The 22606-nt window shown below is 74.9% G+C and carries 24 protein-coding genes; 14 read left to right on the top strand and 10 right to left on the bottom strand.

Annotation, left to right across the window (positions count from 1 at the left end; genetic code table 11):
- The first annotated feature begins 137 nt into the window (after positions 1–137).
- Genes CLV92_RS00800 through CLV92_RS00790 form a run of 3 tightly spaced genes read left to right on the top strand, consistent with a single transcriptional unit; the run spans position 138 to position 2784 of the window.
- Positions 138–1118: an ABC transporter ATP-binding protein gene (locus CLV92_RS00800; RefSeq protein ID WP_104430883.1), complete on the top strand. Its 981-nt coding sequence runs from the start codon at positions 138–140 to the stop codon at positions 1116–1118.
- Positions 1118–1957 (top strand): ABC transporter permease, encoded by an 840-nt coding sequence (locus CLV92_RS00795; protein WP_211290741.1) that lies wholly within the window; start codon positions 1118–1120, stop codon positions 1955–1957. The genes CLV92_RS00800 and CLV92_RS00795 overlap by 1 nt, the downstream gene beginning before the upstream one ends.
- Entirely contained in the window at positions 1954–2784 is an 831-nt protein-coding gene (locus CLV92_RS00790) for an ABC transporter permease (RefSeq protein WP_211290740.1), read from the top strand. The genes CLV92_RS00795 and CLV92_RS00790 overlap by 4 nt, the downstream gene beginning before the upstream one ends.
- Before the next feature lie 28 nt (positions 2785–2812).
- On the opposite strand, the gene CLV92_RS00785 is transcribed toward CLV92_RS00790, so the two are convergent.
- A complete protein-coding gene (locus tag CLV92_RS00785; RefSeq protein ID WP_104430882.1) occupies positions 2813–3346 on the bottom strand; it encodes a GNAT family N-acetyltransferase in 534 nt (177 codons plus the stop codon).
- Between the two features lie 59 nt (positions 3347–3405).
- Between CLV92_RS00785 and yidD the strand changes: the two genes are divergently transcribed.
- Positions 3406–3876: a membrane protein insertion efficiency factor YidD gene (gene yidD / locus CLV92_RS00780; RefSeq protein ID WP_104430881.1), complete on the top strand. Its 471-nt coding sequence runs from the start codon at positions 3406–3408 to the stop codon at positions 3874–3876.
- Positions 3877–3994: 118 nt separating this feature from the next.
- Here yidD and CLV92_RS00775 read toward each other — a convergent pair whose 3' ends face one another.
- Together CLV92_RS00775 and CLV92_RS00770 are read right to left on the bottom strand one after the other, a co-directional pair.
- A complete protein-coding gene (locus CLV92_RS00775; RefSeq protein ID WP_104430880.1) occupies positions 3995–4564 on the bottom strand; it encodes a Clp protease N-terminal domain-containing protein in 570 nt (189 codons plus the stop codon).
- Positions 4564–4800 (bottom strand): RNA polymerase subunit sigma-70, encoded by a 237-nt coding sequence (locus CLV92_RS00770; RefSeq protein WP_104430879.1) that lies wholly within the window; start codon positions 4798–4800, stop codon positions 4564–4566. Before CLV92_RS00770 ends, CLV92_RS00775 begins: the two co-directional genes overlap by 1 nt.
- 211 nt (positions 4801–5011) lie before the next feature.
- Between CLV92_RS00770 and CLV92_RS21225 the strand changes: the two genes are divergently transcribed.
- Positions 5012–5188, top strand: a complete 177-nt coding sequence (locus CLV92_RS21225; protein WP_158257088.1) for a hypothetical protein — start codon at positions 5012–5014, stop codon at positions 5186–5188.
- A 65-nt stretch (positions 5189–5253) separates the two neighbouring features.
- Here CLV92_RS21225 and CLV92_RS00765 read toward each other — a convergent pair whose 3' ends face one another.
- Complete coding sequence (locus CLV92_RS00765) at positions 5254–5784, bottom strand: class I SAM-dependent methyltransferase (protein WP_158257087.1); 531 nt, start codon at positions 5782–5784, stop codon at positions 5254–5256.
- Between the two features lie 107 nt (positions 5785–5891).
- On the opposite strand from CLV92_RS00765, the gene CLV92_RS00760 reads away from it, so the two are divergent.
- From CLV92_RS00760 to CLV92_RS00750, 3 genes are all read left to right on the top strand, one after another.
- On the top strand, positions 5892–6371 hold the full coding sequence (locus CLV92_RS00760; RefSeq protein ID WP_104430877.1) for a VOC family protein: 480 nt from the start codon (positions 5892–5894) through the stop codon (positions 6369–6371).
- A gap of 290 nt (positions 6372–6661) precedes the next feature.
- Complete coding sequence (gene recA, locus CLV92_RS00755) at positions 6662–7696, top strand: recombinase RecA (protein WP_104430876.1); 1035 nt, start codon at positions 6662–6664, stop codon at positions 7694–7696.
- A 98-nt stretch (positions 7697–7794) separates the two neighbouring features.
- A complete protein-coding gene (locus CLV92_RS00750; RefSeq protein WP_245886292.1) occupies positions 7795–8292 on the top strand; it encodes a regulatory protein RecX in 498 nt (165 codons plus the stop codon).
- A gap of 101 nt (positions 8293–8393) precedes the next feature.
- On the opposite strand, the gene CLV92_RS00745 is transcribed toward CLV92_RS00750, so the two are convergent.
- The 4 genes from CLV92_RS00745 to CLV92_RS00730 form a co-directional block, all read right to left on the bottom strand.
- Positions 8394–9290 (bottom strand): amino acid ABC transporter permease, encoded by an 897-nt coding sequence (locus CLV92_RS00745; RefSeq protein WP_104430875.1) that lies wholly within the window; start codon positions 9288–9290, stop codon positions 8394–8396.
- Complete coding sequence (locus CLV92_RS00740; RefSeq protein WP_104430874.1) at positions 9287–9937, bottom strand: amino acid ABC transporter permease; 651 nt, start codon at positions 9935–9937, stop codon at positions 9287–9289. Before CLV92_RS00740 ends, CLV92_RS00745 begins: the two co-directional genes overlap by 4 nt.
- A gap of 97 nt (positions 9938–10034) precedes the next feature.
- The gene (locus CLV92_RS00735; RefSeq protein ID WP_104430873.1) at positions 10035–10928 is read right to left on the bottom strand and encodes a glutamate ABC transporter substrate-binding protein; all 894 of its coding nucleotides are present in this window, start codon (positions 10926–10928) and stop codon (positions 10035–10037) included.
- An 86-nt stretch (positions 10929–11014) separates the two neighbouring features.
- Positions 11015–11788, bottom strand: coding sequence for an amino acid ABC transporter ATP-binding protein (locus tag CLV92_RS00730; protein ID WP_104430872.1), 774 nt, complete (start codon positions 11786–11788; stop codon positions 11015–11017).
- Positions 11789–11920: 132 nt separating this feature from the next.
- Between CLV92_RS00730 and miaB the strand changes: the two genes are divergently transcribed.
- The 3 genes from miaB (at position 11921) to dapF (ending at position 15788) form a co-directional block, all read left to right on the top strand.
- A complete protein-coding gene (gene miaB, locus CLV92_RS00725) occupies positions 11921–13492 on the top strand; it encodes a tRNA (N6-isopentenyl adenosine(37)-C2)-methylthiotransferase MiaB (RefSeq protein ID WP_104430871.1) in 1572 nt (523 codons plus the stop codon).
- Positions 13493–13869: 377 nt separating this feature from the next.
- The gene (gene miaA, locus CLV92_RS00720; RefSeq protein ID WP_104431237.1) at positions 13870–14817 is read left to right on the top strand and encodes a tRNA (adenosine(37)-N6)-dimethylallyltransferase MiaA; all 948 of its coding nucleotides are present in this window, start codon (positions 13870–13872) and stop codon (positions 14815–14817) included.
- The gene (gene dapF, locus CLV92_RS00715; protein WP_104430870.1) at positions 14814–15788 is read left to right on the top strand and encodes a diaminopimelate epimerase; all 975 of its coding nucleotides are present in this window, start codon (positions 14814–14816) and stop codon (positions 15786–15788) included. Before miaA ends, dapF begins: the two co-directional genes overlap by 4 nt.
- On the opposite strand, the gene CLV92_RS00710 is transcribed toward dapF, so the two are convergent.
- Positions 15775–16929, bottom strand: a complete 1155-nt coding sequence (locus CLV92_RS00710; RefSeq protein WP_104431236.1) for an aminotransferase class V-fold PLP-dependent enzyme — start codon at positions 16927–16929, stop codon at positions 15775–15777. The genes dapF and CLV92_RS00710 overlap by 14 nt on opposite strands.
- Positions 16930–17013: 84 nt before the next feature.
- Here CLV92_RS00710 and CLV92_RS00705 point away from each other — a divergent pair, with 84 nt between their 5' ends.
- Positions 17014–17943: a LysR family transcriptional regulator gene (locus CLV92_RS00705; protein WP_104430869.1), complete on the top strand. Its 930-nt coding sequence runs from the start codon at positions 17014–17016 to the stop codon at positions 17941–17943.
- On the opposite strand, the gene CLV92_RS00700 is transcribed toward CLV92_RS00705, so the two are convergent.
- Entirely contained in the window at positions 17915–18610 is a 696-nt protein-coding gene (locus CLV92_RS00700) for a class I SAM-dependent methyltransferase (RefSeq protein WP_104430868.1), read from the bottom strand. The two genes, CLV92_RS00705 and CLV92_RS00700, sit on opposite strands and share 29 nt — an antisense overlap.
- 186 nt (positions 18611–18796) lie before the next feature.
- On the opposite strand from CLV92_RS00700, the gene hflX reads away from it, so the two are divergent.
- Both hflX and CLV92_RS00690 read left to right on the top strand, forming a co-directional pair.
- Positions 18797–20386, top strand: a complete 1590-nt coding sequence (hflX, locus tag CLV92_RS00695) for a GTPase HflX (protein ID WP_104430867.1) — start codon at positions 18797–18799, stop codon at positions 20384–20386.
- Positions 20387–20539: 153 nt separating this feature from the next.
- Positions 20540–22576: an ATP-dependent DNA helicase gene (locus CLV92_RS00690; RefSeq protein WP_245886288.1), complete on the top strand. Its 2037-nt coding sequence runs from the start codon at positions 20540–20542 to the stop codon at positions 22574–22576.
- Positions 22577–22606: the final 30 nt, after the last annotated feature.

Raw genomic sequence — 22606 nt, 5'->3', positions numbered from 1 at the left:
CGTGCAGCGGCAGGTTATGGAACTTCTTGCAGCTCTGCAACGCTTCTTGCAAACGTTGCGGCGGCGCCCCGCGACGCGGTCCCGGGCGCCTCTAAACCGATTCACCGCGCCGGGGCCGCCCGCTAGGGTCGTCCGACGTGACCAGCCCCGCCCCCGCCGGCACCCTCGCCGGGCAGGTTCCGGCCGGCCCCCTCATCGAGGCCCGCGGCCTCGTCAAGCGCTTCGGGGGGTTCACCGCCGTCGACGGCATCGACGTCTCCGTGGCCGCGGGAGAGGCCTTCGGCTTCCTCGGCCCCAACGGCGCCGGCAAGTCCTCCACCATGCGGATGGTCGGCTGCGTGTCCCCGCCCAGCGCGGGCACGCTGCGCATCCTCGGCCTGGACCCCGTCCACGACGGCTCCGCGATCCGCGCCCGCCTCGGCGTCGTCCCCCAGCGCGACACCCTCGACGAGGAGCTCACCGTCCGGGAGAACGTCGTCGTCTACGCCCGCTACTTCGGCCTCTCCCGCGCGCAGTCCAGGGCCAAGGCCGACGAGCTGCTGGAGTTCGCCCAGCTCACCGAGCGCGCCGACGACCGCGTCGAGCCGCTCTCGGGAGGCATGAAGCGCCGCCTCACCATCGCGCGCGCCCTCGTCAACGACCCCGACATCCTCCTGCTCGACGAGCCCACCACCGGCCTCGACCCGCAGGCCCGCCACGTGCTGTGGGACCGGCTGTTCCGCCTCAAGCGCCAGGGCGTCACCCTCGTCCTCACCACGCACTACATGGACGAGGCCGAGCAGCTGTGCGACCGGCTCGTCGTGATGGACGGCGGACGCATCGCCGCGGAGGGCTCCCCGCGGGAGCTGATCCGGCAGTACTCCACCCGGGAGGTGCTGGAGCTGCGCCTGGCGGACGGGGTGGCGGGGTCCGAGCCCGCCCGGGTCGCGGAGCTGCTCGCCCGCGACGCCCGGCGCACCGAGGTGCTGCCCGACCGGGTGCTCGTCTACACCGACGACGCCGACGCCGCGGCGGCCGAGGCGGAGCAGCGCGGGTTCGCGGTCGTCTCCGCCCTCACCCGCCGCTCCACGCTGGAGGACGTCTTCCTCCACCTCACCGGCCGGACGCTGGTGGACTGATGGGCGGCGCCACGGCCGGCACGGCCTCCCAGCGCGGATCCGCGGCGCCCGCGCGCCCACCGCGGCCCGGTCTCATGGCGGGACGGGCGTTCTCCTTCTGGCTGGTGAACTACCGCCGCAACTGGTTCGGCTCGGCCATCAGCTCCTTCCTGGCTCCCGTGCTCTTCCTCGCCTCGATGGGCTTCGGCCTCGGGGCGCTGGTCGACGCGGGGCCGGGGGGACCGGCGATGGGCGTCGCCTACGTCGCCTTCGTCGCCCCCGGGGTGCTGGCCGCCACGGCGATGCAGACGGGCGTGGGGGAGTCCACCTTCCCCGTCATGGCCGCGGTGAAGTGGCAGCGGCAGTACCACGCGATGCTGGCCACCCCGCTCACCGTCGTCGATGTGCTGCTGGGGCACATGGCGTTCATCGCGGTGCGCATCCTCGCCACGGCCGCGGTGTTCCTCGCGGTCGCGACCCTGCTGGGCGCGGTCCTCTCGCCGTGGGCGCTGCTCGCGTTGCCGGCGGCACTGCTGTGCGGGCTCGCGCACGCCGCGCCGGTGTTCGCGTTCTCGGCGACGCAGGAGCGCGACACCGGCTTCATGCTGCTGTTCCGGCTCGTCGTCACCCCGCTGTTCCTGTTCTCCGGCACGTTCTTCCCGGCGCGGGACCTGCCGCCGGTCCTGGAGCAGCTCGCCTACGCGACACCGCTGTGGCACGGGGTGGACCTGTGCCGGCAGCTCAGCCTCGGCACCCCCGAGGCGGGCCCGGCGGCGCTGCACGTGGCGTACCTGCTCCTGTGGTTCCTCGGCGGGCTGCTCGTGGCGCGCCGGACCCTGACGAGGAGGTTGCAGCGGTGAGCGTCCAGGCACCCCCGGGCGGTGCGCTGCGCGCCGTGGCGCGCTCCGTCCCCTTCCCGCTGGGCGCGGGCCTGGCGTGGCGGCTGCTGGAGCGCAACGCCCGCTCCGCCCGCCGGTACTGGATCGTCATCGCCAGCGGGTTCTTCGAGCCGGTGTTCTACCTGCTGTCCCTCGGCGTGGGCCTCGGGGCGCTCGTCGGCCCGATCGAGGTGGAACCCGGGCGCAGCGTGCCCTACGCGATGTTCGTGGCCCCGGCGCTGCTGGCCGCGAGCGCCATGAACGGGGCGGTGTTCGACTCCACCATCTCGGTGTTCTTCAAGCTGAAGTACACCCGGCTGTACGAGTCGGTGCTCTCCACGCCGCTGCGGCCGTGGGACGTCGCCGTGGCGGAGATCGGCTGGGCCCTGCTGCGGGGGGCCGTCTACGCGGGGGCGTTCCTGCTGGTGCTGGTCGCCGCCGGGTTCGTCGCGTCCTGGTGGGCGCTGCTGGCACTGCCCGCGGCGGTCCTCATCGGCTTCGGCTTCGCGGCCGTGGGCATGGCGGCCTCGACGTACATGCGGACGTGGACGGACTTCGAGTTCGTGCAGCTCGCGGTGCTGCCGATGTTCCTGTTCTCCGCGACGTTCTACCCGCTGAGCACCTACCCGCCGGCCGTGCAGTGGCTGGTGCAGGCCACCCCGCTGTTCCACGCCGTGCAGCTGGAGCGCTCCCTGCTGCTGGGCGACGTGGGCTGGGGCCTGCTCGGCCACGCCGCGGTCTTCGCCGTCATGGCGGCCGCCGGCCTGGTGGTGGCCGCCCGGCGCCTGGATCGGCTCCTGCTGTCCTGAGCGCGCCGCCGACGCGCGGGCGCCGACCTCACCAGACGTCCCCCTCCCGCCAGTCGCACACGAGAGCGCCGCCGACGTCGAGGTCGCCCGAGACGGGCAGCACGTGCACGCCTCCGTCGTCGTCGGGGGTGGGCGTGATCCCCGCGGGCGCCAGAACGGACGTGGGTCCTCGCCACGGCCGCCAGCCGCGCCGCACGTAGAAACCGCCCACGCCGTCGGCGGCGCTGAGCGCGCCGACGTCGTAGCCGGCGCGCACGATGCGCTCCAGCTCCGCCATCACAGCGGCCCCGTGCCCGCGCCCGCGCCGGTCGGCGCACACCGCGACGCCCTCGACGTAGCCGGTGCGCAGCGCCCGCCCGGAGTGCAGCAACCGCCGCTGGACCACGCAACCGTGCGCGAGGAGCTCCCCGTCCGCCAGCACGAGTGCGTGCATCCCGCCGAGGGTGTGGTCCCAGTCGGCGTCGCCGAAGTCCCCCCCGAAGGCGGCGTCGAGCAGGGCGCGCACGCCCCGGCGCAGGCCGGTGTCGAGGTCACTGGTGTGCAGGGTGCGCAGCTGCGCCATCCGGCCATGGTCGCAGGGGCCACCCGCCGCTGCTCCCGCCCGGCCGGCGGTGCGCCAGGATGCAGGTTCCCGTTCCGCAGACCGGAGAGCCCGTGGACCACCGCCACCGCCACCGCCACCGCCACCGCCGACCGGGCGGCCGCTGGAGGCGGTTCAAGCGCGACGTCAAGGACGGCTGCGGCGACTGCGGGTGCGAGGGCTGCACCGGCGCTGGTGACTGCCTGCTGCTGCTCCTCTCCCCGCTATGCCTGGCGCGGGTCTGCCTGCTGACCCTGACGGCCCGTGGCGCCGATCCGCACACGGCGGCCCCGGCCACGGTCGCGGCGCGGTTCCTCTGGCGTGCGGTGCGCACCTACCAGCTGGAGGTCTCGGTCCGCAGGGCGCGCCCGGTGTGCCGGCTGTCCCCGAGCTGCTCCCGCTTCGCCCTGCGAGCCCTGTCCTCCCACGGCGCGCTGCGCGGGGTGCTGCTCGTGGCGCAGCGGCTGGACGACTGCCGCGCGGCGGCCCGTGCGGACCGGGGGACGGCCTGACCTTCCCGCTGGTGTGTGTCGCCGAGGCGGGCCGTCAAGGGCGGCCGAAGGCCGGGGCGCAGCGGAAGGCGCGGCGACGTGGCGGGTGGTGCCGGGTGGGCCGGTGGCGCAGGCGGCGTCAGGCGGCGCCGCGGAGGCGGTCGAGAACGGCGGACCTGATCGCGGCGGGGTCGACGCCCGCCTGCCGCACGAGGTGGGCGACCGGCGTGCGCCCGCTGCTGAGCAGTCCCAGCAGGAGGTGCTCGGGGCGGATCGCGTCGTGGTGCAGGGCGAGGCACTCGCGCAGCGAGTTCTCCAGCGCCTCCTTCGCGGCGCCGCTGAACCGGATGTGGCCGCCGTCGCGGCCGAACAGGCGCTGGAGCGGGCCGCGCCGGGCGGGGGTGGGTGCGGGGGAGTCCAGCGCTCCCGCGCCGAAGGCCTCCTCGGCGCGACGCCGGACGTCGTCCGGGTCGATCCCGAGCGTGCGCAGTGCCGCGGCGTCGGGTCGCGAGAGCGCCTGCACCTCCTCCCGCAGGGTGGCGCCGTCCAGGCCCAGGTCCGCGAGGGCGGCGGCTGCGACCGGGTCGCCGAGCGAGGCGACGGCGAGGAGCAGGTGCTCCGCACCGACCTCGGGGGCGTGCAGTGCGCGGGCGTGCTCCTGGGCCTCGACGACGGCCCGGCGCGCCGCGCTGCTGAACCGTTCGAACATCACGTCCTCCTGTCCCCGGCGGCCGTCAGGCGCGCCGCGTGCTTCTTGTGGACCGCCTGCTTGGACACCCCGAGTGCCGCGGCGATCTCCGACCACGACCACCCCTGCCGTCGGGCGCTGTCGACCTGGAGGTCCTCGAGGCGCTCGGCGAGGCGCCGCAGTGCGGCGACGCCCCGCAGTCCGATCGCGGGGTCGGGGGCGGTGCTGTCCTCCAGCACCTGCTCGTGCTCCGGCATGGTCGTCAATGTAAGTTGACGACCATGCTGTCGTCAACCATTCTTGACGACGTGGTCGGACGTCCGTGGGGACGCTCCGTCCTCCGGTGGGGTGGTCCGGAGGGGGCGGGTTGGTGGGGATCCTGCGACCGCACCCCCGCCCCGCACTGCGGAGCTGCCAGCATCGGGCCCGGCCCCGGTGGCACCCGGCCGCGGGGCGGGGAGGTCTGCCGTGCCGTTCACCTTTACCGCGATGATCCTCGTCCTCGTCGCCTCCGGAGCGGCCGCCGTCCTGCTGCGGCCCCGCCTCGGGGTGGCGCGTGCCGCCCTGGCGGGCCTCGGGGTCCTCGTCGCCGGCACGGGCGCGCTGGCAGCCCTGCTGGCCGCGATGATCGGCGGCATGGACTGAGGGCGCCCCATCTGGCCCGCCCCGCCTGAGAAGCCCCGTCCGCGCCGTCACACTTCCGGGCCGCGTCAGCCCGCAGGGGTGGCGAGGACGCCGAGCAGGGGCGCCTCGCCCCCACCCCGCCGGGACCGGCAGGACCACCCTGCGGTGCGCAGGTTTCCGGTCACCGTGGTGTCGAGCCGTTCCAGGAGGTCCCGCGACGGCGGTTCGTAGACGAGCAGGAGCCGCCCTCCGGGGACGAGCAGCCGCCTGAGCAGGTCCAGCTCCGTCGCGGCGGGGTCCGTCCAGAACAGGTTCACGTTCACGGCGAGGACCGCGTTGAACGTCCCGAGCGAGGCCGGATCCGCCGAGCCCAGTGCGGCCCTGACGAAGCGCGCCCGTCCGGCGGCGACGTGCGGGGCGTTGCGCGCCTCGGCCGCGGCCACCGCCGTCGCGGAGCGGTCCAGGCCCGTCAGGCGCCCCGAGCCCAGCCGCTGGCAGACGAGCTCCGCCGCCACGCCGCGTCCGCAGCCGACCTCCAGGACCTCGTCGTCCGGCCGGACTCCCAGCAGGTCGACCGCCCAGACCAGGCGCGCCGGTGCCCTTCCGCTGCCCGTCATTCCGGACCTCCACCTCGCGCGGGCGATGAGTTCCCGCCGCGCCCGCGGTCTGCACCGGTGAGCGGACCCGCACCGGGCCCGCATCCCAGGAGAGAGAGGACGCAGCGATGCCCACCACGATCCCGTGCCTGTGGTTCGACGACCAGGCCGAGCAGGCAGCCGAGCACTACACGTCGATCTTCCCGAACTCGGAGGTCCTCGGCGTGACCCGCTACGGCCCGGGGATGCCCGGCCGGGAGGACAGCGTCATGACCGTCGACGTCAGCCTCGACGGGCAGCGCTACGTCGCCCTCAACGGCGGCCCGCAGTTCACCTTCTCCGAGGCCGTCTCCTTCCAGATCATGTGCGCGGACCAGGCCGAGGTCGACCACTACTGGGACGCGCTCACCGACGGCGGTGAGGAGGCGCAGTGCGGCTGGCTCAAGGACCGGTTCGGCGTCTCCTGGCAGGTGGTGCCGACGGAGCTGCCCGACCTGCTGGCCTCGGCGCGGGGGGAGGCCGGGCAGCGGCTCGTCCAGGCGCTCTTCGGGATGCGCAGGATCGACATCGCCGAGCTGCGCCGCGCGGTGGAGGGCGTCCCCGCCTGACGCGGCGCCCCGCCACCCCGACGCCGACGGGCGGCGGGTGCGCGCCCGTGGGGCGGGTGGCCGCGCGAGCCCCGGCGCCCGGCGACGCGCCGGGCGCGGCCACTCGCCCTCGAACACGTGTTCGGATACGCTCGACCACTCCACAGGGGCCCAGCGGCAGCGCTCCGTGCACAGCCTCCCGGCGTCCGGGGGTCGTGTCGGAGGTGCCGTCTAGCGTCTGGGGGTGTCGGAGAGGAACCGACGAACGAGACGCAGGCCGAGGAGTCGGCCGCTCAACCCGAGGTGAGGACATGCCCGCTCCTGCAGACCGCGAGAAGGCCCTCGACGCCGCACTCGCCAGCATCGACCGTCAGTTCGGCAAGGGCTCCGTCATGCGGCTGGGCGACGAAGTGCGCGCGCCGATGGAGGTCATCCCCACCGGCGCCATCGCCCTCGACGTCGCCCTCGGCATCGGCGGGCTCCCGCGCGGCCGGGTCATCGAGGTGTACGGCCCCGAGTCGTCCGGTAAGACGACCGTGGCCCTGCACGCCGTGGCCAACGCCCAGCGGGCGGGCGGCATCGCCGCCTTCATCGACGCCGAGCACGCGCTCGACCCCGACTACGCCGCGAAGCTGGGCGTGGACACCGACGCCCTGCTGGTGTCCCAGCCCGACACCGGTGAGCAGGCGCTGGAGATCGCGGACATGCTGATCCGCTCCGGCGCGCTCGACATCATCGTCATCGACTCGGTGGCGGCCCTCGTGCCGCGCGCCGAGATCGAGGGCGAGATGGGCGACAGTCACGTCGGCCTCCAGGCCCGCCTGATGTCGCAGGCGCTCCGGAAGATCACGGGCGCCCTGAGCAACTCGAAGACGACGGCGATCTTCATCAACCAGCTGCGCGAGAAGATCGGCGTCATGTTCGGTTCGCCCGAGACGACGACGGGTGGAAAGGCGCTGAAGTTCTACGCCTCCGTCCGCTTGGACGTCCGGCGCATCGAGACGCTGAAGGACGGCACCGTCCCCGTCGGCAACCGCACCCGCGTCAAGGTGGTCAAGAACAAGGTCAGCCCGCCGTTCAAGCAGGCCGAGTTCGACATCATCTACGGCCAGGGGATCTCCCGTGAGGGTGGCCTCATCGACATGGGCGTGGAGCAGGGCTTCGTCCGCAAGGCCGGCGCCTGGTACACGTACGAGGGCGACCAGCTCGGCCAGGGCAAGGAGAACGCCCGGGCCTTCCTGCGCGACAACCCCGACCTCGCCGACGAGATCGAGAAGCGCATCAAGGAGAAGCTCGGCGTGGGCCCGCGCGTCGACGCCCCCGCTGAGGCGGAGGTCGACTTCTGAGCAACCCCGGCGCCGAGACTCCCCAGCGGGGGTCTCGGCGCCGGCGGGGCGACGCGCCCCCCGACGAGCCGCAGGACGCCGACGCGGATCCCGTCGCGGTGGCGCGCGCTGTCGTGCTGCGCCAGCTCACGATGGCTCCCCGCAGCCGTGCGCAACTCGCCGAGAAGCTGGCGACGAAGAACGTCCCGGCCGATGTCGCCGAGGCCGTGCTCGACCGCTTCACCGACGTCGGCCTGATCGACGACGCCGCCTTCGCCGACATGCTCGTGCGTTCCCGGCAGCAGACGAAGGGACTGGCCCGGCGAGCCCTCGCCCAGGACCTGCGCCGCAAGGGCGTCGACGACGAGACCGCACGCGCCGCCCTGGAGACCGTCACCGGTGAGGACGAAGAGGCCGCGGCCCGCGCGCTGGTCCGGCGGAAGCTGCGCTCGACCAGGGGCGTGGAACCCGCCAAGCGCGCACAGCGCCTCGCAGCCATGCTGGCGCGCAAGGGCTACGGGGCCGGGCTGGCCTACCGGGTCGTCCGCGAAACCCTGGCGGAAGAGGGAGACGTCGGCGGCGCCGGGGGCGGCGACGACGCCGTGCCGGAGTTCTGACCCGGCACGGCGCCGCGCGCAGCAGCGCTCGACCTGCGGCTCCTCGGACGTGGACGAGGGCGCCGAGGTGATCCCCGGCGCCCTCGGTGTCAGATCAGCCCTCAGGCGGTCGTCGAGCGGCGCGGCTCGCCCTCCACGGGCGCATTGGCCTCGTCGACCACCTTCTCCGTGCCCGCCCGGCTGAGCCGCCGCTGCGTCCAGTGCGCCAGGCGGTCAAGGACCAGGTTCAGCAGGATGTAGATGACCGCGACCACGAAGTAGGTCTGCAGCGGGTTGTCCAGGAAGATGCGGATCTTGTTGGCGTGCCACATGAGGTCGTGCACGCTGTTGAGCACCACGATCGCCAGCGCGGTGTCCTTGAGGATGACGACGAGCTGGCTGATGATCGCCGGCAGCATCGCCCGCAGCGCCTGCGGCAGCTGGATGAGCCGCATCACCTGGGACTTGGTCAGCCCGACCGCGAGTCCGGCCTCGACCTGCCCCTTGGGCAGCGACTGGACACCGGCCCGGGTGATCTCCGCGATGATGACGCAGTTGTAGAGGGTGAGCCCGACGACGAGCGCCCAGAACTGCTCCACGTCCAGCCCCGTGGCCAGGAACACCACGTACACGTAGAGGATCGTCACCACGACGGGCAGGCCACGCAGCAGCTCCATGAGCGCCACCAGCGGCATCCGGCCGGCGCGCCCCAGGCTGAGGCGGACCGCGGCCAGGGTCACCCCGATGAGCAGCGACGCCACGACCGCCAGCGCCGCGGCCTGCAGCGTCACCAGCAGGCCGTCGAGCAGCAGCCCCCACACCTGCGGGAACTCCTTCGTGCTGGGGTCGACGAGGGGAGCCCACTTCTCCGCGTCGAACTGCCCGCGCTCCACCAGGCGCAGCACTGCGACGACCAGCAGCGCGAGGACCGCCAGGCCGGCGACCACGCTGGCGATGAGGATGCGCCGGCGGGCCCGCGGCCCCGGCGCGTCGAAGAGAACCGCCTGGGGAGCGCTCACCGGGCCACCGCCATCCGTCGCTCGGCGAGGGCCAGCAGGGCCCCCGTGGACAAGGTCATGATCAGGAAGGCGACGGCCACGGCGGTCAGGACCGGCAGCGGCGCGTAGCCGAGGGCGCTCGTCATCCGCTTGTAGACGCTGAACAGGTCGCTGCCGACCCCCGCCGCACCGACGACCGCCGAGTTCTTGATCATCGCGATGATGACGCTGCCCACCGGCGGGACCACGGACCGCATCGCCTGCGGCAGGATCACCAGCCCCAGCGACTGGCCGAAGGTCAGGCCGATCGCGCGCGCCGCCTCCGCCTGCCCGATCGGCACCGTCGCGATGCCGCTGCGGATCGCCTCGCACACGAAGGCGGCCGTGTAGAGGATGAGCGTGACGACGCCGAACAGGTAGAACGAGGCGTTGATGCCCAGGCCGGGGACGCCGAAGGCCATCCCGAACAGCAGCACCGTCAGCGGCGTGTTGCGCACCAGGGTCACGTAGGCCGCCCCGAAGCCCTGCAGCACCGGGATGGGAGACACCCGGAACACCGCCAGCAGCGTGCCGAGCAGCAGGCTGCCCACGGCCCCCCACAGGGCGATGCTCAACGAGCGGAAGAAGCCGTTGACGAAGTCGTCGAAGTGCTCGGTCAGGAACTCCACGTCGCCGCCTCCGCGCGGTCCGTGCGGCCGGGGAGGGCGACGACGTCGTCACCCTCCCCGGCCGGAGGTGGTGCAGGGACCGACCCCTGCGGAACTGTCAGGCGCAGGGCTCGAGCTCGGGGAGCTCGGGGACCTCGGTGCCCTCGTAGGCGCCGGCGGTCTCCTTCCAGGCCTCCTCGTAGTAGCCCTCCTCGGCGGCCTTCTCCAGCGACTCGTTGATGAACTCGCAGAAGGCGGTGTCGCCCTTCTCGATCCCGATGCCGTAGGGCTCCTCGGTGAACTGCTCGCCGACGAGCTTGAACTTGCCCTCGTTCTCCGCGACGTAGCCGACGAGGATGACGTTGTCGGTGGTCACCGCCTGGACCTGGCCGTTCTCCAGCTGGGTGACGCAGTCGTCGTAGACCTCGAAGGTCACGAGCTGGTCGGGGCTCGCGAGGTACTCGCGGATGTTCTCCGCCGGGGTGGAGCCGGTGACGGAGCAGATCTTGACGTCCGGGTTGGCCTTGAGGTCCTCCGGCCCGGAGATCGTCGAGTCGTCCTTCTTCACCATGATCTGCTGGCCCGCCACGTAGTAGGGGCCGGCGAAGGTGATGCGCTCCTTGCGCTTGTCGTTGATGGTGTACGTCGCGACCACCATGTCGACGTCGCCGTTGACGATGAGGTCCTCGCGCTGGGAGCTGGGCGACTCGACCCACTTGATCTTGTCGGCCTCGATCCCGAGCTGCGCGGCGATGTACTGGGCGATCCGCACGTCGAACCCGTCGGGGGTCTCGTCGAGACCCCGCAGCCCGAAGCCGGGCTGGTCGAACTTCGTGCCGATCGTCATCTCGCCGGCCTCGCTGAGCTCGGCCATCGTGCTGCCGGCCTCGAACTCCGCCTCCTCGGCGGCGACGGGCTCGGGAGCCTCCGCCTCGATGTCCTCACCGCCACCGCATGCGGAGAGGGCGAGGGCGACCGCGCCGGCGAGAGCTGCGCTGCGGATGAGTCTCATGGGAGTTCCTCCTGTGGTGGTGGTTCGGCCGTCCTCGTGGGACGGCGGCTCGGCCCCGCGCTGTGGGTGGGGACGTCCGGGACAGGTCAGTGGGTGAGGATCTTGGACAGGAAGTCCTTCGACCGCTCGTGACGGGGCGCGGTGAAGAACTGCTCGGGCTCGGCGTCCTCGAGGATCTGCCCGTCGGCCATGAAGACGACCCGGTCGGCGGCGCGGCGGGCGAAGCCCATCTCGTGCGTGACCACGATCATCGTCATGCCCGACTTCGCCAGCGAGATCATCACGTCCAGGACCTCGTTGATCATCTCGGGGTCGAGGGCGGAGGTGGGCTCGTCGAACAGCATGACCTTCGGCTCCATCGCCAGGGCCCGTGCGATCGCGACGCGCTGCTGCTGCCCGCCCGAGAGCTGGGCGGGGTACTTGTCGGCCTGGTTGGCGACCCCGACCCGCTCCAGCAGTTCGTCCGCCTTCTTCCTCGCCTCCGCGGCGCTCTTGCCCCGCGCCTTGACCGGTCCGAGGGTGACGTTGTCGCGCACCGTCTTGTGGGCGAAGAGGTTGAACGACTGGAAGACCATGCCGACGTCGGCGCGCAGCTTCGCGAGCTCCTTGCCCTCGGCGGGCAGCTCCCTGCCGTCGAGAGTGATGCGGCCGGAGTCGATGGTCTCGAGGCGGTTGATGGTCCGGCACAGCGTCGACTTGCCCGACCCCGAGGGACCGATGACGACGACGACCTCGCCCTCGCCGACGGTCAGGTCGACCGAGCGCAGGACGTGCAGGGCCCCGAAGTGCTTGTCGACGTCCCGCAACTCCACGAGCGGCCGCCGACCGGTGGAAGCCACGTTGCTCTCACTGCCCGTCATGCGGCCTGACCGTACCCCTCGGCGCGCGAATTGATCAGTAGGCGCGAGCGGGACTGCGCAGATCGTGACCCACGCGTGACGTGGGCCGCGCCAGCACCCGGAGCGGGGGTGGTGACCTACCCTGGAAGCCTCATGAGCACGAGCACCCTCCCGCAGCCCGCGCCCGGCCCCTCCGAGCCCCGCCCGGACGAGTCGACGGCCCCCGCGCGCACCTACGAGGTGCGCACCTTCGGCTGCCAGATGAACGTCCACGACTCCGAGCGCCTCTCCGGCCTGCTCGAGGCCGCCGGCTACGTGCGCCTCGACGAGCGGGGGACCGCCGCCGGGACGGACGCCGACGTCGTCGTCTTCAACACCTGCGCGGTCCGGGAGAACGCCGACAACAAGCTCTACGGCAACCTCGGCCACCTCGCCCCCGTCAAGGCCCGCCGCCCCGGCATGCAGATCGCCGTCGGCGGCTGCCTGGCGCAGAAGGACCGCGGCGAGATCGTCCGCCGCGCGCCCTGGGTCGACGTCGTCTTCGGCACCCACAACGTGGGGTCGCTGCCCGCGTTGCTGGAGCGCGCCCGGCACAACGCCGAGGCGCAGGTGGAGATCCTGGAGTCGCTGGAGGTCTTCCCCTCCACGCTGCCCACCCGCCGCGACTCCGCCTACGCCGCCTGGGTCAGCGTCAGCGTCGGCTGCAACAACACCTGCACGTTCTGCATCGTGCCCAGCCTGCGCGGCACCGAGAAGGACCGCCGTCCCGGTGACATCCTCGCCGAGGTCGAGGCGCTCGTCGGCGAGGGCGTCCTCGAGGTCACCCTGCTCGGGCAGAACGTCAACACCTACGGCGTGGAGTTCGGCGACCGCCTCGCCTTCGGCAAGCTGCTGCGCGCGTGCGGGGGCATCGAGGGCCTGGAGCGGGTGCGCTTCACCAGCCCGCACCCCTCCTCCTTCACCGACGACGTCGTCGACGCGATGGCCGAGACCCCCAACGTGATGCCGAGCCTGCACATGCCGCTGCAGTCCGGTTCCGACCGCGTCCTGCGCGCCATGCGCCGCTCCTACCGCAGCGCCCGGTTCCTCTCCATCATCGACCGGGTCCGCGCGTCCATCCCGGACGCGGCGATCACCACGGACATCATCGTCGGCTTCCCCGGTGAGACCGAGGAGGACTTCCAGGCGACCCTGGACGTCGTGGCCGCCTCCCGCTTCTCCAGCGCGTTCACGTTCCAGTACTCCCCGCGGCCCGGCACCCCGGCCGCGACGATGCCCGACCAGGTGCCCAAGGCCGTCGTGCAGGAGCGCTACGAGCGCCTCGTCGCGCTGCAGGACGAGATCTCCTGGGCGGAGAACCGCGCCCAGGTGGGCCGCACCCTCGACGTGCTGGTGGCCGAGGGGGAGGGCCGCAAGGACACCGCGACCCGCCGGCTCTCCGGGCGCGCCCCGGACAACCGCCTCGTCCACTTCTCCGTGCCGGAGGGCTCCGAGGTCCCGCGCCCCGGTGACATGGCCACCGTCACGATCACCCGCGGCGCGCCGCACCACCTCGAGGCGGACGTGCACGCTGCGTGGGCCGTGCGCAGCACCCGCGCCGGGGACGCGTGGCAGGCCCGGCAGCAGCGCCCGGCCGCGGAGGAGCCCGCGGGCGGCGGCTGCGGTGCGCCTCCCGGCGCTGGGCCGCGCCCGGTGTCCCTCGGGCTGCCGTCCCTGCGCCGCTGAGGCGCACCCGCCTCAGGCGGGGTCGGACCGCGGCCCGGCCGGACCCGGCTTGGGGTCGCCGCCCGGGTGCGGGTCGGAGAGCGGACTGGGATCGGGGACCGTCGCGGGGCCGGGCTCCGGCAGCGGCGGGGGGCCGGGCTCGGGCAGGGGTTCCCCCGGCTGCCCAGGGTGGGGCGTCGGCGACGGCGGCGTGGGGTAGTCGGGCGTCCCCGGGGTGGGGATCGAGTCCAGCTGCACGGTGACCTCCCGGTCTCTCGGCGTCCGGTCGGTCAACCATCCTCTGCCACGATGCGCCCGTGGGCCACTCCGCAGCACCGCCGTCCGCTCCCGCCGCGACCCCGCTCCCCGACGCCGACGTCGCCGCGGGCGTCGACCGGGTGGTCGCCGTCGTCGGCCCCACCGCGGCGGGCAAGTCCGACGTGGCCGTCGCCCTCGCCCTGCGCCTGCGCGCCGCCGGCCGCGACGCCGAGGTCGTCAACGCCGACGCCATGCAGCTCTACCGGGGCATGGACGTCGGCACCGCCAAGCTGTCCGAGACCGAGCGCGGCGGCGTCGTGCACCACCTCCTCGACCGCCTCGACGTCACCGAGACCGCCGACGTCGCCACCTACCAGGAACAGGCCCGTGCCGCCCTCGCGCAGATCGCGGCGCGCGGGGCGGTGCCGCTGCTCGTCGGCGGCTCCGGCCTCTACGTGCGCGCCGCCCTGGACCGGCTGGAGTTCCCCGGCACCGACCCCGCCGTGCGCAGGCGCTGGGAGCAGCGCCTCGCGGAGGTCGGCGCCCCCGCCCTGCACGCGCACCTGGCGGAGCTGGACCCCGTCGCGGCCGAGCGCATCCTGGCCTCCAACGGCCGCCGCGTCGTGCGGGCGCTGGAGGTCGTCGAGCTGACCGGGCGGCCCTTCTCGGCGTCGATGCCGCAGCACGAGTACGCCGTCCCCGCGGTGCAGATCGGCCTCGCGGTGCCGCGCGAGCAGCTCGACGCCCGCATCGACGCCCGGGTGCGGCGCATGCTGGACGCCGGGCTCGTGGCGGAGGTGGAGGCCCTGGCCGCGCGGGGGCTGCGCGACGGCCTCACCGCCTCCCGCGCGCTCGGCTACGCGCAGGTGCTCGACGCCCTCGACGGCCGCTGCACGCTGGAGGAGGCGGCCGCCGAGACGGCGCGGGCGACGCGGAAGTTCGCCCGACGGCAGGAGTCGTGGTTCCGCCGCGACCCGCGGGTGCACTGGATCGCGGCTCCCGACGGGCGCGGCGCGCAGGACCTCGCCGACGACGCCTGGCAGGTCCTCGCCGCCACCCCGGCCGGCGGCCGTACGCTCTCGGGGTGACCGCCCCCACGGCCCCCACCGGCAGGACCTTCGCGAAGGGCCACGGCACCGCCAACGACTTCGTGCTCGTCCCCGACCCCGCGGGGCAGTGGGACCCCTCGCCCGAGGAGGTCGCGGTGATCTGCGACCGCCGCACCGGCATCGGCGCCGACGGGCTCATCCGCGCCGTGCGCAGCGCCTCCCTCGGCGCGGGCGTCCCCCTCGCCGCCGAGGCCGAGTGGTTCATGGACTACCGCAACGCCGACGGATCGCTGTCGGAGATGTGCGGCAACGGCGTGCGCGTCTACGCCGAGTACCTCCTGCGCGAGGGCTTCGTGCCCGCCGAGGCCGGGGACGGCCGCTGGTGGTCCGTGGCCACCCGCGGCGGGATCAAGCGGGTGCGGCGCGAGGCCGACGGGCAGTGGACCGTGCACATGGGCCCCTGGCGCCTCAGCGGCGGCGCCGAGGCCGCCCGCACGGCCAGCGACGCCCTCGTCGGCGTGCCCGGCCTCGACGGCGTGCCGCGGCCGGCCCTCAGCCTCGACCTCGGCAACCCCCACACCGTCGTCGCCCTGGCCGGCACCGACGAGCTGGCGGCGGCCGACCTCACCCGGGCCCCCGTCGTGGAGCCGGTGCCCCCCTACGGCACCAACGTCGAGCTCGTCGTGCCCCTGCACTCCGTCGACGTCACCGGCGACTCCCGCCCGGACATCGGCGAGGTCGTCATGCGCGTCCACGAGCGGGGCGTGGGGGAGACCCGCTCCTGCGGCACGGGCGCCTGCGCCGCCGCGCTCGCCACCCGCCTCTGGGCCGGTGCCGGCGCCCCCGACGTGTGGCGGGTGGACGTCCCCGGCGGCCAGCTCACCGTGACGGTGGAGCCGGGGGGCAGCGTCGAGGCGGGGACGTGCCTGCTCACCGGCCCGGCCGTGATCGTGGCCGACGGCGTGCTCGCCGCCGGCGTCCTGGAGGCGGGCGTGCTCAGCGCGGGCTGAGCTTCCGGGTCGACACCCGCCCCGCCCGCGCGTGCGGCTCCAGGCACCCCAGGAGCCGGTCCACGTCGGCGGCGGTGTTGTGCACGTGGAAGGACACCCGCAGCCGTCCGGCGCGCACGCTGCCGACGACACCCGCCCCGGCCAGCTCCTCCAGCGCCTCCGGCGGCACGTCCAGGCTGAGGATCGCCGAGTTCCCCGGCGGCAGCCCCAGCCCCGCCCTCGCCCGGTCCGCCAGCCCCAGTGCGTGGGCGTGCAGCGTCGCCGTCCCGACCTCCGTCAGCAGCTCCAGGGACGCCGCCTGCCCCACCCACGAGTGCCACGCGGGGGAGACGTCGAAGCGGCGCGCCGACTCCGCCAGCCGCAGCGGCCCGCCGTAGATGCTGCTCCAGCGGTCCGCGCCCGCGTACCAGCCCGCCGCCTGCGGAACGAGGCGCTCGACCTCGTCCGGGTGCACCGTCGCGAAGCACGTCCCGCGCGGCGCGAGCAGCCACTTGTAGCCCCCGCCGACCGTGTAGGCGAAGCGCGCGGCCTCCACGGGCAGCCAGCCCGTGGCCTGCGTCGTGTCCAGCAGCACCCGGCACCCGCTGGCGTCCGCCCCGGCGGCCAGGGCGTCCAGGTCCGCCACGCGCCCGTCCGCGGACTGCACGGCCGAGCAGGCCACCAGCTCGGCGCCGTCCGCGGCGGCCTGCGGCAGCTCCTCCAGGGGCACCTCCCGCACCCGCACCCCGCGCCCCGCCTGGGCGTGGAAGGGGAAGAGGACGCTGGTGAAGTCCCCCTCGGCCACGACCACCTCGCAGCCGTCGGGCAGCGACGCGGCCACGACCCCCACGAAGGCGCTGACCTGGCTGCCCACGGCCACGTCCGCCGGACGCACCCCGACCAGCCCCGCGTAGCCGGCGCGCGCCGCCTCCACCGGCACGTCGTAGCCGCGGGCGTCCACCCGCCCGGCGGCCCACCGCTCCTGCGCCTGCGCCAGGGCGCGCAGGGCACGCGCCGGGGGGAGGCCCGCCGTGGCGCTGTCCAGGTACGTCGTCTCCGGGCGGAACTCGGCCTGCGCCGCCGCCAGCCGGTCCGCGCCCCCGGCTCCGTCCGCGCCTCCGTTCCCGACCGGACCCCTGCTCTGCGTGCCGTCGTCGCCCATGCCGCCACCCTGTGCCACCGCCCGGGCGCGGCGGAAGGGCGTCCTCCTCGACGGCGGACCCAAGCGTTGCTTGGATCGCCGACCATGACGCTCGGCGGCGGCACCCGGGACCTGGACCCCCGCCGGCTGCTCGTCCTCGCCGAGGTCGCCCGCCGCGGGTCGCTCACCCGCGCGGCCCAGGCCCTCGGGTGGACCCAGCCGGCGGTCGCCCAGCACGTCCGCCACCTGGAGCGGGCCACCGGTTGCGCCCTCGTCCTGCGCACGCCCCGCGGCGTCAGCCTCACCCCCGCCGGACGCGCCCTCGCCGCCCACGCCGAGGTGATCGCCGACCGGCTGCGCCTCGCCGCCGACGACCTGGCGACCCTCGGCGCCGCGCAGGCTCGCCGCGTCCGCCTGGCCGCCTTCCCCTCCGCCTGCGCCACCCTCGTGCCGGCGGCCCTCGCCGACCTGCGGCGACGCGGCGACCCACCCGACGTGCGCCTCACCGAGGCCGCACCCGAGGAGGCCCGGCAGCTCCTGGACGCGGGCGACGTCGACGTCGCCGTGGTCTTCCAGCACGGGGGCGAAGCCCCGCCCGGCGGCGAGCTCCTGCTGCAGGACCCGCTGCACCTCGTCCTGCCCCGCGGCCACGCCCTCGCACCGCGCGCCGGTGCGCCCGGGACGCCCGTGCACCTGGCCGACCTCGCCGGCGAGCGCTGGATCGCCGGCTGCCCCGGGTGCCGCGCCCACCTGCTGCGCACCGCCGCCCAGGCCGGCTTCGAGCCCGACGTGCACCACAGCACCGACGACTACGTCGTCACCCAGAAGCTCGTCGCCGCCGGTGTCGGGGTGGCCCTCCTTCCGGGCCTCGCGCTGTGCGCCGTGCGCGACCCCGGGGTGGCGGTCGTCGGGCTGCGGGCGGCGCCCCGCCGGAGCGTGCACCTGCTCCCGGGCCCGGCCGGGTCCTCCGCGGCCGTCGCGACCGCCCTGCGGCGAGCGGCCGGCGTCAGCCCGGCGCCGTCCCCGACGCGGTGACCCGCAGCACCCGGAAGCCCTTGGAGCTGCCCTCCCGCTCCACCACCGTCCCCGGCACCCCGCCCTCGGCCAGCCACCGGTGCAGGGAGTCCGCGCCGAGGTTGCGCTGCACGACCAGGTGGGCCGCCCCGCCCGGGCGCAGCCGCGGCAGCCACCGCTGCAGCAGGGCGTGCAGCTCGGCCTTGCCGATGCGGATCGGCGGGTTGGACCAGATCGACGCGAACCGCACCTCGGCCGGCACGTCGTCGGGCAGCGCGCAGTGCACGGCGTCCAGGCCCAGGCGCGCGGCGGTGGAGCGCAGCAGGTCCAGGGCCCGCTCGTTGACGTCGACGGCCCACACCGGTCGCTGCGGCCGGTGCAGCGCCAGGCTCAGCGCCACCGGCCCCCAGCCGCACCCCAGGTCCAGCACCGGGGCGTCCCCCTGCGCCTCGTCGGGGGCGTCCTCCTCGTGCGCGGCGTCGAGGTGGGGCAGGAGCACGGCCGTGCCCGGGTCCAGGCGCTCGGCGCTGAAGACGCCGCGTGCCGTCTCCACCTCCACCGACCGCCCCGCCAGGTGGACGCGCAGGCGCCGCCGCTCGTCCGGGGCGGCCGGCTGCGCGGTGAAGTAGTGCTGCCCTGCGCCCGCCGCCGCGTCCCCCGCGACGTCCCCGGTGCTGTCCTCCGCCATGTCCCGCAAGCCCTCCGACCCCTGCCCGCGGGCGTGTCCCGGCGGTGCCCCGCAGCCTAGGAGAGAGCCGTGCGGTGGAATTGACTCGTGCCCGCGCCCGTTGCACTGAGAGCCTGCGGGTGCCGGGCGCGACGTCGCGCCACCGCTGATCGGCAGCGGAGCCGGCAGGTGAGACCGAGGAGGTCCATGAACGACAACACCCAGCCCACCGTGGCCGTGCAGCACGATCGCGCGGGGAACCAGGAGGCGGAGGTCGATCGCGCCCTGGCTCGCATCCTGGCGGGGCACGGTTCGGCAGGGGCGGGAGCCGACGGCACCGAGGACGGGGCGGCCGGCACCGGGAACGAGGGCACCGGGACCGACGGCAGCGAGGGCGAGCGCCTCGAGGACGTAGCGGACGACGTCGACTACGACGGCGACCAGCTCGACCTCGCCGACCGCCGCGCGATGCGCCGCGTCGCCGGCCTGTCCACCGAGCTCACCGACGTCACCGAGGTCGAGTACCGGCAGCTGCGCCTGGAGAAGGTCGTGCTCGTCGGCCTCCAGACCGAGGGCAGCTCGGCGGAGGCCGAGGTGTCCCTGCAGGAACTCGCCGCGCTGGCCGCCACGGCCGGCTCCGAGGTCGTCGACGGCATGATCCAGCGTCGCGGCAACCCCGACCCGGCGACCTTCCTGGGGTCCGGCAAGGCCGCCGAGCTCGCCGACGTCGTCGCGGCCACCGGCGCCGACACCGTCATCTGCGACGGGGAGCTCAGCCCCTCGCAGCGACGCGGCCTGGAGGACATCGTCAAGGTCAAGGTCGTCGACCGCACCGCGTTGATCCTCGACATCTTCGCCCAGCACGCCAAGTCCCGGGAGGGCAAGGCGCAGGTCGAGCTGGCGCAGATGGAGTACCTGCTCCCGCGCCTGCGCGGCTGGGGTGAGTCCATGTCCCGGCAGGCCGGTGGACGTGTCGCCGGCGGTGCGGGGATCGGCTCGCGCGGCCCCGGTGAGACGAAGATCGAGCTGGACCGGCGCCGCATCCGCACCCGGATGGCGAAGCTGCGCCGCGACCTGAAGCACATGAAGACCGCCCGCGACACCAAGCGCGGGTCCCGCGACCGCAGCGGAGTGCCCACGGTCGCCATCGCCGGCTACACCAACGCCGGCAAGTCCTCCCTCCTCAACCGCCTCACCGGGGCGGGGGTGCTGGTGGAGAACGCGCTGTTCGCCACCCTGGACCCGACGGTGCGCAGGGCGGAGACGCCCGAGGGCCGCCCGATCGTCCTCGCGGACACCGTCGGCTTCGTCCGGCAGCTGCCCCACCAGCTCGTCGAGGCGTTCCGCTCGACGCTGGAGGAGGTCTCCGGGGCCGACCTCGTCGTCCACGTGGTCGACGGCTCCCACCCCGACCCCGAGGGGCAGCTCGCGGCCGTGCGCGAGGTGCTGGGCGAGGTGGGTGCCGGCTCCGTGAAGGAGGTCGTGGCGATCAACAAGATCGACGCTGCGGACCCCGAGGTCGTCCGGCGCCTCCTGCGTCGCGAGCGGCTCGCCGTGGCGGTCTCCGCCCGCACCGGCGAGGGGATGGAGGAGCTGCGGCGGATCATCGCCGAGGAGCTGCCGCACCCCGACGTGGCCGTGGACGTGGTGCTGCCCTACGACCGGGGCGACCTGGTCAACCGGGTGCACCAGTACGGCGAGGTGGTGCGCGCCGAGCACACCGCCGAGGGCACCCGCCTGGAGGCGCGCGTGCCCGCCGGGCTGGCCGGTGACCTGTCGGAGTACCGCGCGTCCTGACGCCGCACCGACCGGCGAGCACCCCGTGGCCCTGGGCCGCGGGGTGCTCGCGCGTGCGGGCGCGCGGGTCACGACCCGGCCCGGCGGGCGCCGCGGGGCACGACAGCGGGCACGTCGTCGGGGGATGTCACCTCCGTAGGGCAGACTCCTGCGGTGCCCGAACGTCCCGCCCCCGTCCGCGAGCCGGGCACCGACCGGCGCACCACCGAACTGCTGGACCTGGCCGTCCGCGCCGTCGGGGGCACCGCCCGCGAGGGCCAGCAGCAGATGGCGTGCGCGGTCACCGACGCGTTGCGCACCTCCCGCCACCTGCTCGTGCAGGCCGGCACCGGCACCGGCAAGTCCCTCGCCTACCTCGTGCCCGCCGTGGCCCACGCGGTGCAGGAGGGACGGGCAGTGGTGGTCAGCACCGCCACCCTCGCCCTGCAGGCGCAGATCGCCACCCGGGACATGCCGCGCGTGGCCGCGGCGCTGGCTCCCGTGCTGCACCGCGAGCCCACCTGGCAGCTCCTCAAGGGCCGGGCCAACTACCTCTGCCGCAACAAGCTGGACGGCGGGTTCGGCGACGACGCCACCCTCTTCGACCCCCCGGAGGCCGCCGGGGCCGAGGGCGCGGACGCCACGGGCCGGCTGGGCCGGGAGGTCCTCCGGCTGCGGGAGTGGGCGGGCACCACCGCTACCGGCGACCGCGACGACCTCGAGCCGGGCGTCAGCGAGCGCGCCTGGCGGCAGGTGTCGGTGAGCGCGAGGGAGTGTCTCGGCGCCCAGCGCTGCCCCGCCGCCGCGGAGTGCTTCAGCGAGCGGACGCGCGCCCGCGCCCGCGAGGTCGACGTGGTCATCACCAACCACGCCCTCACCGCGATCGACGCCGTCGAGGGCCGCGCCACCCTCCCGGAGCACGACCTCCTCGTCGTCGACGAGGCCCACGAGCTCGCCGACCGGGTCACGGCGGTCGGCTCGAAGGAGCTCTCCGGCGCGTCGGTGCACGCGGCCACCCGGCGGGTCCGCCGCGGCGCCGGGCACGCGCCGGCGCCGCTGGAGGAGGCCGCCGACGACCTGGCCGGGGTGCTCGAGGGCGTCCCCGCAGGGCGGCTGACCGAGTGGCCGCAGGCGCTGACGGCGGCCGTCGCGGCGGTGCGCGACGCGGCCCGCGGCCTCCTCAGCGAGCTGAAGGAGCAGGCCGACGCCGCCGGGGCCGAGGAGGGCGCCGAGGCCCGCGGTGGACGGCACCTGGCCCGTGCCGCGGTGTCGGACGTCTTCTCCGTCGCGGAGCGCCTCGCCGAGCACGCCGAGCACGACGTCGCCTGGGTCTCCTCCTCGGAGGTGCGCGGGGCGGCCCTGCACATCGCCCCGCTGTCGGTGGCCGGTCTCCTGCGCGAGCGGGTCTTCGCCGAGCGCACCGTCGTCTGCACGTCCGCGACCCTGGCCGTCGGCGGCTCCTTCGACCCGGTCGCGGGGCAGTTCGGGCTGCGGCGCGCCTCGGACGGGAAGAGTTCGGTGTCCTGGACGGGCCTCGACGTCGGCAGCCCCTTCGACTACCCCCGGCAGGGGATCCTCTACGTCGCCCGCCACCTGCCGCCGCCGGGACGCGACGGCGCCGGGGAGTCGACGATGGCCGAGCTGAGCGAGCTGGTGGCCGCCGCGGGGGGCCGCACCCTGGGGCTGTTCTCCTCCCGCCGTGCCGCCGAGCTCGCCGCCTCGGAGGTCCGCCGCCGCACCGGTCTGACGGTGCTGTGCCAGGGCGAGGACCGCCTGCCGCGGCTGGTGCGGCAGTTCAGCGCCGATCCCGCGGTGTCGCTGTTCGGGACCATGTCCCTGTGGCAGGGCGTCGATGTGCCGGGCCCGTCGTGCCAGCTGGTCGTCATCGACCGCATCCCGTTCCCCCGGCCCGACGACCCGCTCATGTCGGCGCGCGCGGAGGCCGTCACGGCGGCCGGCGGCAACGGCTTCATGTCCGTCTCGGCGGCGCACGCGGGGGTGCGGCTGGCGCAGGGGGCCGGCCGGCTGGTGCGCAGCAGCGCCGACCGCGGGGTGGTGGCGGTGCTGGACGCGCGGCTCGCCACGGCGCGGTACGGGGAGTTCCTCCGGCGCAGCCTGCCGGACTTCTGGTCGACGACGTCCGGCGACGTGGTCCGCAGCGCACTGCGCCGGCTGGACAGCGACGCCGCGGAGGCGTCGGCCGCCTCCTGACCCGCGGTGCCCGCCGGGGACGGGCCGGGC

The sequence above is a fragment of the Kineococcus xinjiangensis genome, assembly GCF_002934625.1.
Taxonomy (GTDB): domain Bacteria; phylum Actinomycetota; class Actinomycetes; order Actinomycetales; family Kineococcaceae; genus Kineococcus_A; species Kineococcus_A xinjiangensis.
The sequence above is the reverse complement of the archived record's forward strand: the minus strand, read 5'-3'. Positions and strand labels throughout refer to the sequence as shown.